Source organism: Pseudomonas sp. Snoq117.2 (genome assembly GCF_900110545.1).
Lineage (GTDB): Bacteria > Pseudomonadota > Gammaproteobacteria > Pseudomonadales > Pseudomonadaceae > Chryseomonas > Chryseomonas benzopyrenica.
Window position 1 is genome coordinate 26,151 of the sequence record NZ_FOED01000006.1, and the last position, 13,118, is coordinate 39,268.

Genomic DNA, 13,118 nt, shown 5'->3' on the forward strand with positions numbered 1-13,118 from the left:
GTCGGATGCGCCGGGACTATAGCAGCCGTTTGCGCGCGGCCAACCCGCGCCCGCGGCGCCAGACAATAACCATAGCGCCGTCCCACGAGGACCTCTTGCATGCCTGATATCAGCCTCACGACCCTTCAGGGGCTCAAGCAGCGTGGCGAAAAGATCGCCATGCTGACCGCCTACGATGCCACCTTCGCCCAGGCCGCCAGTCAGGCCGGCGTCGAGATGCTGCTCATCGGCGATTCCCTCGGCATGGTGCTGCAGGGTCACGACAGCACCCTGCCGGTGACCCTCGACGACATGGTCTACCACACCGCCTGCGTCAAACGCGGCCAGGCCGGTGCCTTCATCGTCGCAGACCTGTCGTTCATGACCTATGCCACCCTGGAGCAGACCCTGACCAGCGCTGGCCGCCTGATGCAGGCGGGCGCGCAGATGGTCAAGCTCGAGGGCGACGCCTGGTTGGCCGAGCCGATTCGTCGGCTGGCCGCCAATGGCGTACCGGTCTGCGCCCACCTGGGCCTGACGCCCCAATCGGTCAATGTCTTCGGCGGCTTCAAGGTGCAGGGCCGCGATCCAGTCCGGGCGCAGCAGCTGCGCGAGGCGGCGCGCGAGTTGGAGGAAGCCGGCGCGGCCATGCTGCTGCTGGAATGCGTACCCTCGGCGCTGGCCGAGGAAATCACCCGCGCCGCCCGGGTGCCGGTGATCGGCATCGGCGCCGGTGCCGCCACCGATGGCCAGGTGCTGGTGCTGCACGACATGCTCGGCCTAGCCCTGCGCGGGCGCACGCCGAAATTCGTGCGCAATTTCATGGCCGGTCAGGACAGCATCCAGGCTGCCCTGGCGGCCTACGTCGCCGCCGTCAAGGACGGCAGCTTTCCCGCTCCCGAACACGGATTTTCCGCATGAAGACGGTCCATAGCGTCCGCGAACTACGCGCCGCCGTTGCCGCCGCGCGCCGCCAGGGCCTGCGCATCGGCCTGGTGCCCACCATGGGCAATCTGCACGCCGGTCATATCGCCCTAGTGGAGACCGCGCGCCGCCACGCCGACTTCGTGGTGACGAGCATCTTCGTCAATCCGCTGCAATTCGGCCCCAGCGAGGATCTGGCGACCTATCCGCGCACCCTGGCGGAAGACAGCCGCCAGCTGAACGAGGCCCACTGCGATCTGCTGTTCGCACCGGCGGTGGCCGAGATGTATCCCAAGGGTATGGACGGCCTGACCCGGGTGAACGTCCCCGAGGTGTCCGAAGGTCTTTGCGGTGCCCGTCGGCCCGGCCATTTCGAAGGCGTGGCGACGGTGGTCACCAAGTTGTTCCAGATGGCGCAACCGGACGTGGCGGTGTTTGGCGAAAAGGACTATCAGCAGCTGGCAGTGATCCGCAAGCTGGTCCAGGACCTGGACATGCCCATCGAGATCGTCGCCCAACCCACGGTGCGGGCCACCGACGGCCTGGCGCTGTCCTCGCGCAATGGCTATCTCGATGACGGCCAGCGTGCCAGCGCGCCCTGCCTGTACAGCCTGCTCAGGCGGCTCGCCGATCAGCTAGCCGCCGGCGCAGCGGTCGAGCCGACCCTGGCGTCCGGTGTCGCCGAATTGCAAGCCCAGGGGCTTAGAGTCGACTACCTGGAACTACGCGAGCAGTTGAGCCTGCAACCGGCCGGGCCGGCCACCACCGCGCTGGTGCTGCTGGTGGCGGCCTATCTGGGCCAGACCCGCCTGATCGACAACCTGAGCTTTCGCCGCAGGCCCGGAGTGTGATGCAACCGAAGGTTAGCTCACCCAAACCCGCCTGAATCCTGGAAGCCCGGAACATACCGGGCTTTTTCATGCTCGAAGCGCGACGCCACGTCAGGCGTCGCGCGGTCGCCGACTTTCCCTTGCAAGCCAGCGGCTTGTGGGGCACAACAGCAAACAAGAGCCACCAAGGAAAAGCCTAGCCATGGAGTACTATCAACACCCCCTCGACGTGACCCAGCTCGCCTCCTGGAAGGCCCTGCAGGACCACCGCAAGGCCATGCAGAATTTCCGCATGCGCGACGCCTTCGCCGCCGATCCGCAGCGCTTCTCGCAGTTCTCCCTGAGCAGCAGTGGTCTGTTCCTCGACTACTCCAAGAACCTCATCACCGAGCAGACCCGTGAGCTGCTGGTGAACCTGGCTCGCGAAGCGGGTCTGGAAGGCGCCATCCGCACCCTGTTCGACGGTGCCTACGTCAACTCGTCCGAGCACCGTCCCGCCCTGCATACCGCGCTGCGCCGCCCGGTGGGCGACAGTGTGCAGATCGATGGCCAGGACATCATGCCCGAGGTGCACCGGGTCCTGAACCAGATGACCGCGCTGGTCACCCGCATCCACAACGGCCTCTGGCGCGGCTACACCGAGAAGCCGATCACCGATGTGGTCAACATCGGCATCGGTGGTTCCTTCCTCGGTCCGCAGCTGGTGTCCGAGGCGCTGGTGCCCTTCACCCAGCGCGGCGTGCGTTGCCACTACCTGGCCAACATCGACGGCAGCGAATTCCGCGAGGTGACTTCCAAGCTCGCCGCCGACACCACCCTGTTCATCGTCTCCTCCAAGTCCTTCGGCACCCTGGAGACCCTGAAGAACGCCCAGGCCGCCCGCGCCTGGTGCCTGGCCCAGGGCTGCCCGGAGCCGGAGCTGCACAAGCACTTCATCGCCGTCTCCAGCAACGTCAAGATGGCGGTGGAATTCGGCATCGCCGAAGAGAACATCTTCCCCATGTGGGATTGGGTCGGCGGGCGCTACTCGCTGTGGTCGGCCATCGGCCTGCCCATCGCCCTGGCCATCGGCATGTCCAACTTCAAGGACCTGCTGGCCGGTGCCTATGCCATGGACCAGCATTTCACCAGCGCCCCCTTCGAAGAGAACATGCCGGTGCTGCTGGGCCTGCTCGGGGTCTGGTACGGCAACTTCTGGGGCGCGACCAGTCACGCCATCCTGCCCTACGACCACCACCTGCGTAACTTCGTGAAGCACCTGCAGCAGCTGGACATGGAGTCCAACGGCAAGAGCGTGCGTCAGGACGGCTCGCCGGTGAGCATGGAAACTGGTCCGGTGATCTGGGGCGGCGTCGGCTGCAACGGTCAGCATGCCTACCACCAGCTCCTGCACCAGGGCACCCAGCTGATCCCCGGTGACTTCATCGTGCCGGTGGTGAGCCACAATCCGGTGGCCGATCACCAGCAATGGCTCTATGCCAACTGCCTGTCGCAGAGCCAGGCGCTGATGCTGGGCAAGACCCGCGAGGAAGCCGAGGCCGAGCTGCGTGAGAAAGGCCTGGGCGAGGCCGAGATCGCCAAGCTGGCGCCGCACAAGGTGATCCCGGGCAACCGTCCGAGCAACACCCTGGTGCTGGAACGCATCTCGCCCCGACGCCTGGGTGCGCTGGTGGCCCTGTACGAGCACAAGGTGTTCGTGCAGAGCGTCATCTGGGGCATCAACTGCTTCGACCAGTGGGGCGTCGAGCTGGGCAAGGAGCTGGGCAAAGATGTCTATCAGCACATCATCGGCCGCAGCGAAGGCAAGGCCGACGATGGTTCGACTCAGGGCCTGATCGATTACTTCCGCGGTCGTCACCGCGGCTGATCGATCTCGGTCCGTTCCGAAAGGCGCCGCTCTGCGGCGCTTTTTCGTTTTATCGCCTCGCTGAACCCCAACAGGCCATCCGCGGCCTAAACTAGGAGCACAACAACACCAAGAAGGAGCCGGCCATGAGCCACCGCTATCCCGTGCCCGAGAGCCTGAGTGCCCGCACCCACCTCGACGAAGCCCGTTATCGCGAGCTCTACCAGCGCTCGGTGGAACAGCCGGAACGCTTCTGGAGCGAACAGGCCAGCGCTTTACTCGACTGGTCGCGCACCTGGGACGAAGTCCATAGCGGCGACATGCGCCAGGGCCAGACCCGCTGGTTCAGCGGCGGCCAGCTCAACGTCGCCTACAACTGCATCGATCGCCACCTCGGTGGCCGGGCCGAGCAGACCGCCATCCTCTGGGAAGGCGACGATCCCGCCGACAGCCAGGCCATCAGCTATCGCCAGTTGCACGAGCACGTCTGTCGCCTGGCCAATGTGCTCAAGGAGCGCGGGGTCAAGAAGGGCGACCGCGTCTGCCTCTATCTGCCGATGATTCCCGAGGCCGCCTATGCGATGCTGGCCTGCGCCCGCATCGGCGCGGTGCATTCGGTGGTGTTCGGCGGGTTTTCGCCCGAGGCGTTGCGCGACCGCATCCTCGATTCCGACTGCCGGGTGGTGATCACCGCCGACGAGGGCGTACGTGGCGGCAAGCGTGTGCCGCTCAAGGCCAATGTCGACAAGGCCCTGGCCAAATGCCCGGACGTCCACACCGTGGTCTTGGTCGAGCGGACCGGCGCCGCCGTGGCGCGCCAGGAGGGCCGTGATCTGCCTTATGCCCAGGCCGTGGCCGCGGCCGCGGCCGACTGCCCGGCAGAGCCCATGGATGCCGAGGATCCGCTGTTCATCCTCTACACCTCGGGTTCCACCGGCAAGCCCAAGGGCGTGCTGCACACCACCGGCGGCTATCTGCTGGGCGCCACCCTGAGCTTCAAGTACCTGTTCGACTACCACGAGGGACAGGTCTTCTGGTGCACCGCGGATGTCGGCTGGGTCACCGGCCACAGCTACATCGTCTATGGCCCCCTGGCCAATGGCGCCACCACCCTGATGTTCGAAGGCGTGCCCAGCTATCCCGACGCCAGTCGCCTGTGGCAGGTGGTGGACAAGCATCAGGTCAATATCTTCTATACTGCTCCCACCGCCCTGCGCGCCCTGATGCGTGAAGGCGACGAGCCGGTACAGCGCACCTCGCGGCAGAGCCTGCAATTGCTCGGCAGCGTAGGCGAGCCGATCAATCCCGAGGCCTGGGAGTGGTATCACCGGGTAGTGGGCGAGGGTCGCTGCCCCATCGTCGACACCTGGTGGCAGACCGAGACCGGCAGCATCCTCATCGCCCCGCCCCCCGGCGCCCTGGCGTTGAAGCCGGGCTCGGCCACCCTGCCCTTCTTTGGCGTCCAGCCGGTGCTGCTGGACGAGCAGGGCAAGGAAATCGACGGCCCCGGCAGCGGAGTGCTGGCCATCAAGGCCAGCTGGCCGAGCCAGATCCGCACCGTCTATGGCGACCACCAGCGACTGATCGACACCTACTTCAGTGCCTATCCGGGTTACTACTTCACCGGCGACGGCGCCCGCCGGGACGAAGACGGCTACTACTGGATCACCGGGCGGGTGGATGACGTGCTCAACGTCTCCGGCCACCGCATCGGTACCGCCGAAGTGGAAAGCGTGCTCACCGAACATGCGGACGTGGCCGAAGCCGCCGTAGTGGGTTGCCCGCACGAGGTCAAGGGCCAGGCGGTCTATGCATTCGTCACTACCAAGGGCGGGGTGACCCCAAGCGACGAACTCAAGGCCCGCCTGCGCCAACAGGTGGCCGAGGAGATCGGCAGCTTCGCCAAGCCGGAATTCCTGCAATGGGCACCCGCCCTGCCCAAGACCCGCTCCGGCAAGATCATGAGACGCATCCTGCGCAAGATCGCCTGCGACGAGCTGGACAGCCTGGGCGATACCTCGACCCTGGCCGATCCGTCGGTGGTCGACAGCCTGATCGACGCCCGCCTCAATCGCGCACCCCAAAACTGAACACTGGCCCAAAGAAAAGCCCCGCCTAGGCGGGGCTTTTTTCTGCAGGCAACCTTAGTGGGCGGCTTGCATGCGGTGCTTCAGGTCACGCATGCGATCGTGGGTCGCACGGGCCTTTTCCAGCTGGCTGCGCAGGTTGGCCTGGGCATCCGGCGTGGCGTGTTCGTTGACGGCGCGCTCCAGTGCGTGCAGCAAGCGGTCTTCCTGCTCTTCCAGTTCGCTGACGTAGGTGACTTCTTCCTTTTCCTTGCTGGCAAAGGAGGTTTTGACGTCGGTGTAGTACTTGCGGAAGCTGCCGGCAAAGGTGCCTTGCTCAGCGGGCTTTTCACCAGCGGCCGATACCTGGCTGCTCAGGGCGCTGATGATCTCGGCCTTGCTCTGGGCGATTTCGGTGAACAGGGCCTTCAATTCGGGGTTCTTCACTTCGGTGAGGGCATGCTCGTAGAAATTCTTGCCGTCACGGGCGATCTCGATCAGATCGTTGAGGGTTTCGGTCGTGCTGGTCATGGCAGTTCTCCGGGGTGAAGGGCAAGGGTGATGGCAGCGGCGCTGCCATCGTGCCGGGTGTTACCAGGCGTTCTTACTGAGCGGCTTTCAGCGCGTCAGCCGATACGGCCTTGACGCCCTTGATGGCCTTGGCTTCCTTGATCGCCAGGTCGCGCTGGGCTTCGGTCGCCACGGTGCCGGACAGGGACACGACGCCCTTGTTGGTCTCGACCTTGATCGAGGTGCCCTTGATGTGTTCGTCGGCCAGGAAGGAAGCTTTGACCTTGCTGGTGATCCAGGTGTCGGACGCGGCTTCTTCGGTCTTGTCCACGGTGTTGTTGGCGGCCAGGGTCATGTTCTGGCTGGTGGCAGCAAAGGCACCGCCGGCCAGCGGCAGGCTCAGTACGGAAGCGGTAACGGCAGCGAGGGCAAAAGTACCGAAAGTCTTTTTCATGAGATGACTCCTGTTTTCCTTGGTTGTACTGCGCCCAGGTCCTGGTAGCAGCGACTCCTATGTAGAGCGCAACGGCTGCGCCGAATTCCAAAGCCAATTAAAGACGTTAAAAATCAATGACTTAGATAAATTCACCAAAAATAACGGGCGGGCAAAATGCAAGTAATGCGCAAAAAGGTCTGGTAAATTGCACGAGGTCAGACGACTCTGGCACCGATGTCTGGGGCAGGAGCCTCCCGTACGCTCTGGGACGAGGGTGGACATCGAAAGGCGGACGTCGAGGTGGCCAAACCAGAACTGCCACACCTTTATCCGGTCAATGCTGAATTGAACCCGACACCTACGATCGGGCCTCGAGGATCCGGGATGCGGCCTCTCTCCCCTGCGCGCATTGCCCTGATTTATCTGTTGCTGAGCGCCCTCTGGGTGATCGGTACCGATGGGCTGTTGTATCTGCTGCTCAGCGATCAGGACAGTGTCCATCTGTGGCACACCCTGAAGGGTCTGGCCTTCATGAGCCTGCTATCGCTGGTGCTCTATGGCTTGCTGCGGCGCGAAGCCAGCTATCGCGAAGGCTTCATCGAAGAGTTGCAAAGCCAGCGCGCCACCCAGGATTTCGTCCAGCGGCTGACCAATACCGGTGACTGGCAGTTGCTGGACGATGGCCGCCTGCTGTGTTCCGAACGCACCCTGGTGATGCTGCACCAGCCCAAGGGCAGCGATCCGCTGGATTTCGCCACCATTGCCGCCTGCGCCCGCGCCGATGACCGCGACCACGTCCACAGCATGCTGGAACGCCTGCAGCACATGCAGGGCCCGCTGAATTTCTCGGCGCATTTCGACGATGGCGAAGGCAGTTGGCGCTGGCTCAATTGGCAGAGCGATTTCGACGAAGCCGGCATCACCCGCGGTGCCCTGGTCGACATCACCAGCCACAAGCTGGCCGAACAGGCCCTGCAGGACAGCCAGCGGCGCTATCGCGAACTGGTCCAGCACCTGCCGCTAGTGATCTTCGCCAGCGATCACCGCGGTCGCTGGCAATTTCTCAACCCAGCCTGGGAAGGCCTCACCGGCCAGCCCGCCGCCCAGCAACTCAACCACCCCCTGGATCAAGCCTTCCATCCCCAGGACGGCGCCCGCCTGCGCCAGCTGGTGGCGGATTTCGCGGCGGGCCAGCGCCTGCATTGGAATGGCGTGGTGCGGTTGCGGCTGTCGGTGGAGAGTCATCGCTGGATGCAGATGGAGCTGCGCGCCGGCCTCGATGGCGAGATCCAGGGCACCCTGACCGACATCCATCACGACTACCAGGCGCAGCTGCTGCAACAGGCCCGTAGCGACGTTCTCGACGACCTGCTCACCGGCCTGCCGCTGGCGGAGATCCAGCAGGGCATCGCCCTGCGGCTGGAGCAGATCTATCCGGAAATGCGCGTCGCCCTGTTGCTGGACGACCAGGGCGAGCATCTGCGGGTCGCCGCGGCGCCCAGCCTGCCACCGGCCTTCCAGGCGGCGCTGGAAAGCATGCCTCGCAGCCGTCACGACCAGGGCTGCTGCAGCGCCGTCACGGGCAATGCGCCGGTGTTCACCATCGATGTCGCACTGGACCCGGCCTGGCAACCGCTGTTGCCGGCGGCCCAGGCGGCGGGCATTCGCGGCGCCTGGGCCCTGCCGCTGCAGGACGAGCAGCAACGTGCCGTGGGCGCCCTGGGCATCTACTACGGTGAGGCGCGGCTGCCCGAAGCGGAAACCCAGGCGCTGATCACCGAATTCACCCGCCTGGCGGTGCTGGCCATCCGGCAGCAGCGTGTCGTCCAGGCGCAACGTGCCAGCGAGGCGCGCTATCGCGGCATCTTCGAACAGGCCTACACCGGCATCATGCTCAGTGACCTGGAAGGTCGCTGGTTGAGCGTCAATCACCACTTCTGCCAGATGCTCGGCTACTCGCAACCGGAGTTGCTGCAAAAGGACACCGCGTCGGTGACCCATCCGGACGAGCGCGCGCTGGGCGCCGCGCTGCGCAAGCAGCTGGTGGACACCGGCCAGGACCGCTACACCCTGGAAAAACGCTATCTGCATCGCAATGGCCAGCCGGTATGGACCAACGTCACCACGCGCCTGATCCGCGACGATCAGGGCGTGCCGCAATACTTCATCAGCACCGCCCAAGACATCACCCTGCGCAAACAGCAGGAAGAGAGCCTGCGCCAGGCCGCGGCGATGTTCCAGAACAGTCGCGACGGCCTGTTGCTGCTCGACGAGCGCCGCTGGATCCTGGCGGTGAACCCGGCCTTCGCCCGGCTGCTGGGCGCCCAGGAAGGCACCCTGCTCGGCCAGCGCCTGGGACTTCCCGGCGGTGGGCGCCAGGACCAGCGCTTCTATCGCGAACTCTGGCGTACCGTGCGCCGCGAGGGCCGCTGGGAAGGCGAGCTGCTCTGGCCACGACTCGACGGCAGTACCTTTCCGGCCTGGACCGCCATCGACACCCTCTACCCCCGGGAGACCCGGCAGTACACGGTTACCGTCAGCGATACCACCCGCCTGCGAGAGAGCGAGGCGCGCCTGAGTCACCTGGCGCACCACGATCCCCTGACCGACCTGCCCAATCGCCTGCTGGCGCGCACCCATCTGGAACATGCCCTGGCCCTGGCCGAACCCCAGGAATACCTGGTCGCCGTACTGATCCTCGACTTCGATCATTTCCGCACGGTCAACGAAAGCCATGGCCATGCCCTGGGTGACGAACTGCTGGTGGAATTCGCCGCCCGCCTGCGCGCCCTGCTCAGCGAGGACATCACCCTGGCGCGCATCGGTGGCGACGAGTATCTGGTCATCATCGAGCGGATAGACCGGCCCGAATTCGCCGCCCAGATCGCCCAGGCCATGCTCGGCAAGCTGGAGCAGCCCTTCCATCTCGGCGAGCACGACATCTATCTCAATGCCAGCATCGGCATCAGCCTCTTTCCCGACGATGGCGGGACCGCCGATGACCTCATCCGCAATGCCGACACGGCCATGCACCAGGCCAAGGACCAGGGCCGCGACACCTTCCGCTTCTATACCCAGGCCCTCACCGAGCAGTCGCGGCGGCGGTTGAATCTGGAATCGCGGCTGCGCACCGCGCTCAAGCGCGGTGACTTCGTCCTGCACTACCAACCGCTGATGAGCGTCAGCACCGCCCAGACCATTGGCGTGGAAGCCCTGGTGCGTTGGCAGGACCCGGAGCTGGGCCTCATCCCGCCCACCGAGTTCATTCCGCTGGCCGAAGAAACCGGGCTCATCGTGCCCCTGGGCGACTGGATCATCGAGACCGCCTGCCAGCAGATGCACAGCTGGCTCGCCCAGGGACTCGAACTGGAGACCCTGGCGATCAACATCTCGCCCCGGCAATTCGCCAAGCGCGATCTGGCCAGCACCATTTCCCGCGCCCTGGCGCGCAGTCGCCTGCCGGCCGAGCACCTGGAGCTGGAGATCACCGAAGGCACCCTGATGAACAATGTCGAGGAGGCGCTGCTGTCCCTGGCTACCCTCAAGACGCTGGGCGTACGCATCGCCGTGGACGACTTCGGCACCGGCTATTCCTCCTTGGCCTATCTGCGCCGCTTCCCCCTCGACAAGCTCAAGATCGACCAGAGCTTCATGCACGAATTGCGCAGCGACAGCGGCACCCACAGCAGCCAGGCCATCGCCGCGGCCATCGTGGCCCTGGGGCAGGGCCTGGATCTGGACGTCCTGGCCGAGGGCGTGGAGACCACCGAGCAATGGGATATCCTGCGCAAGCTGGGTTGCCAGCAATGCCAGGGCTTCCTGTTCAGCCCACCGTTGCCGCCGGAAGAGTTCGAAGGCTGGTATGCCGAACGGCAGCGGGCGCGCGCCTAGCGCGCTTACCGACGAATGTCACCATTCTGCAATCAAAAGCGCTCTAGAATCGGGTTTCCACTTTTCGTCTGTCCCCGAGGGTACCAGTATGAAGATCGTGGTTCGCCCCCTGCGCAAGTCCACCACCAGTGCCTGGCAGGTCTGTCTCGACAAACAGGCCATCACCTTTCTCAATGAAGCCGACGCCCGCAGCTACGTGGCAACGCTGGAGGCGCGTATCGCTGCGCCCCATCCGTTGCCGGTGCGTGAAACGACCCCGGCAATGGCCGCGCCGCTCTAGCCGTCAGCGCGCCTGACCGTTCGTCTCAGAGGTCGCCCTGGCACCGGCACTGGAGGTGCGGGCCAGGGCGACTGCTGATCTTGTCGCGCCAGACACTTGGCTAGGCAGCTATCGAAAATGTAACTTTTGCGGCCTCCACCCCATCCTACCCCTAGCCCCTGCCTCCGCCGGGACTCGCTGTCTGATGGATCTGGAACGCCCATGCTCGAACTCGCTGCTGCCTTCATCTGCTTCACCTCGCTGCTCACCTACCTCAACTACCGCTTCGTCGGCCTGCCGCCCACCATCGGCGTCATGGTCATCGCGCTGATCTTCTCGGTCGGCCTGCAGAGCCTGTCCTGGCTGGGCTTTCCCGGCCTCGAGCACCGCATCGGCGAACTGCTCGGGCAGATCGACTTCAACGACCTGCTGATGAACTGGATGCTCGGCTTCCTGCTGTTCGCCGGCGCCCTGCACGTCAATCTCAAGGACCTGCGCGACTACAAATGGGCCATCGCCGGCTTGGCCACCCTCGGCGTGATCATCTCCACGGTGTTGATCGGCTATCTCAGCCACCTGATCTTCGGCTGGCTGGGCTGGCACGTCGACCTGCTCTACTGCCTTATCTTCGGCGCCCTGATCTCCCCGACCGATCCCATCGCCGTGCTTGGCATCCTGCGCTCGGCCGGCGCGCCCAAGTCCCTGGAGACCACCATCGTCGGCGAGGCGCTGTTCAACGATGGCGTGGCCGTGGTGGTCTATTCGGTGCTGCTGGGGGTGATCCAGCTGGGCGAGACGCCCACGGTCAACGCCGCGCTCTGGCTGTTTCTCGAAGAGGCCGGCGGCGGCATCCTCTTCGGCCTGTTGATCGGCTTCATCTGCTACTGGCTGATGCTGAGCATCGAGCAGCACCAGATCGAGGTAATGCTGTCCCTGGCGCTGGTGATCGGCGGCTCGACCCTGGCCAGCCACCTGCACGTCTCGGGCCCCATCGCCATGGTGGTCGCGGGTCTGATCATCGGCAACCTGGGCCGTACCAAGGCGATGAACGACTTCACCCGGCGCTACCTGGACGGGTTCTGGGAGTTGATCGACGAGATCCTCAACGCCCTGCTGTTCGCCCTGATCGGCATGGAGCTGCTGGTGCTGCCCTTCAGCTGGGCCCACTTGGGCGCGGCACTGCTGGTGACCCTGGCGATCCTCTTCGCCCGCTGGATCAGCGTGGCACCGGTGGTGCTGCTCAGCCCGCACTGGCGCAACATGACCCGCGGCACGGCGCGCATCCTCACCTGGGGCGCCCTGCGTGGCGGCGTCTCCGTAGCCCTGGCGCTGAGTCTGCCGGCCGGTCCGGAGCGGGATCTGATCCTGGCTCTGACCTATATCGTGGTGCTGGTCTCCATCCTCGGCCAGGGCCTTACCATCGGCCGGGTGGTCAAGAGCGTCACCGGTGGCGCACCGGTCGTGCGCGACGAGCATCACTGAACCGGGAAACGAAGAACCCCGCCGTGGCGGGGTTCTTTGAGCAACAGCCGAGCGATCAGCGCGGCAGGTTGCGGCCGGAGAAGATCTCGCGCATCTCGTGCTTGAGACGCTGAGTGATCTGCTGGCGCTGTTCCGTCGAGAGGCTGCGGGAAGCATCACCGAACAGGTAGTTGTCCAGTTCGAATTCCTTGAGCAGCATCTTGGTGTGGAACAGGTTGTCCTGGTACACGTTCACGTCGGTCATCTGGTAGGCCGCGCGAGTGTCCTCGGACAGGTAGTTCTGGATCGAGTTGATCTCGTGGTCGATGAAGTGCTTGCGCCCTTCGATGTCGCGGGTGAAGCCGCGCACCCGGTAGTCCACGGTGACGATATCCGAGTCGAACTGGTGGATCAGGTAGTTCAGGGCCTTGAGCGGGGAGATCACGCCACAGGTGGAGACGTCGATGTCGACGCGGAAGGTGGCGATACCGTCGTCCGGATGGATCTCCGGATAGGTGTGCACCGTGATGTGGCTCTTGTCCAGGTGGCCGAGAATGGTCTCGCGCAGCGGACCGGGCGATTCCTCGATCTGGCTCTCGGTCGGCTCGACCGGTTGCTCGGAGATCAGGATGGTCACGCTGGCACCCTGGGGATCGTAATCCTGGCGGGCGATGTTGAGGATGTTGGCCCCGATGATATCGACCACGTCGGTCAGAATCTGGGTCAGACGCTCGGCGTCGTACTCTTCATCAATGTACTGGACATAGGCCTGTTGATCTTCCGACGTCTCGGCGTAGCAGATGTCGTAGATGTTGAAGCTCAAGGTCTTGGTCAGGTTGTTGAAACCATGAAGCCTGAGTTTGCTTTTCACGGTGGTAAAGCTCCCGTCGTGCGGTCTCTGACCGCGGTCCTGAGT

Annotated in this window: 10 protein-coding genes; 7 read left to right on the forward strand and 3 right to left on the reverse strand. The window is 64.7% G+C overall.

Annotation, left to right across the window (positions count from 1 at the left end; translation table 11 throughout):
• The first annotated feature begins 99 nt into the window (after nt 1-99).
• The 4 genes from panB (at nt 100) to acs (ending at nt 5,669) form a co-directional block, all read left to right on the forward strand.
• Complete coding sequence (gene panB, locus BMZ43_RS16185; RefSeq protein WP_064306794.1) at nt 100-900, forward strand: 3-methyl-2-oxobutanoate hydroxymethyltransferase; 801 nt, start codon at nt 100-102, stop codon at nt 898-900.
• A complete protein-coding gene (panC, locus tag BMZ43_RS16190; protein WP_064306795.1) occupies nt 897-1,754 on the forward strand; it encodes a pantoate--beta-alanine ligase in 858 nt (285 codons plus the stop codon). The genes panB and panC overlap by 4 nt, the downstream gene beginning before the upstream one ends.
• Before the next feature lie 181 nt (nt 1,755-1,935).
• Complete coding sequence (gene pgi / locus BMZ43_RS16195) at nt 1,936-3,600, forward strand: glucose-6-phosphate isomerase (protein ID WP_064306796.1); 1,665 nt, start codon at nt 1,936-1,938, stop codon at nt 3,598-3,600.
• Nucleotides 3,601-3,725: 125 nt separating this feature from the next.
• The gene (gene acs / locus BMZ43_RS16200) at nt 3,726-5,669 is read left to right on the forward strand and encodes an acetate--CoA ligase (protein WP_093254919.1); all 1,944 of its coding nucleotides are present in this window, start codon (nt 3,726-3,728) and stop codon (nt 5,667-5,669) included.
• Nucleotides 5,670-5,723: 54 nt separating this feature from the next.
• Here acs and BMZ43_RS16205 read toward each other — a convergent pair whose 3' ends face one another.
• Both BMZ43_RS16205 and BMZ43_RS16210 read right to left on the reverse strand, forming a co-directional pair.
• Nucleotides 5,724-6,176, reverse strand: a complete 453-nt coding sequence (locus BMZ43_RS16205; RefSeq protein WP_007159716.1) for a PA2169 family four-helix-bundle protein — start codon at nt 6,174-6,176, stop codon at nt 5,724-5,726.
• A gap of 73 nt (nt 6,177-6,249) precedes the next feature.
• Nucleotides 6,250-6,609 (reverse strand): BON domain-containing protein, encoded by a 360-nt coding sequence (locus BMZ43_RS16210; RefSeq protein ID WP_093254922.1) that lies wholly within the window; start codon nt 6,607-6,609, stop codon nt 6,250-6,252.
• A gap of 366 nt (nt 6,610-6,975) precedes the next feature.
• Between BMZ43_RS16210 and BMZ43_RS16215 the strand changes: the two genes are divergently transcribed.
• The 3 genes from BMZ43_RS16215 (at nt 6,976) to BMZ43_RS16225 (ending at nt 12,223) form a co-directional block, all read left to right on the forward strand.
• Nucleotides 6,976-10,482, forward strand: a complete 3,507-nt coding sequence (locus BMZ43_RS16215; RefSeq protein WP_093254924.1) for a bifunctional diguanylate cyclase/phosphodiesterase — start codon at nt 6,976-6,978, stop codon at nt 10,480-10,482.
• Between the two features lie 88 nt (nt 10,483-10,570).
• The gene (locus BMZ43_RS16220) at nt 10,571-10,762 is read left to right on the forward strand and encodes a hypothetical protein (RefSeq protein ID WP_093254926.1); all 192 of its coding nucleotides are present in this window, start codon (nt 10,571-10,573) and stop codon (nt 10,760-10,762) included.
• Nucleotides 10,763-10,963: 201 nt separating this feature from the next.
• Nucleotides 10,964-12,223: a cation:proton antiporter gene (locus BMZ43_RS16225; RefSeq protein WP_093254928.1), complete on the forward strand. Its 1,260-nt coding sequence runs from the start codon at nt 10,964-10,966 to the stop codon at nt 12,221-12,223.
• A gap of 55 nt (nt 12,224-12,278) precedes the next feature.
• Here the strand turns inward: BMZ43_RS16225 and speD are convergent, their stop codons facing one another.
• Complete coding sequence (gene speD / locus BMZ43_RS16230) at nt 12,279-13,073, reverse strand: adenosylmethionine decarboxylase (protein WP_026083764.1); 795 nt, start codon at nt 13,071-13,073, stop codon at nt 12,279-12,281.
• Between the last annotated feature and the right edge of the window lie 45 nt (nt 13,074-13,118).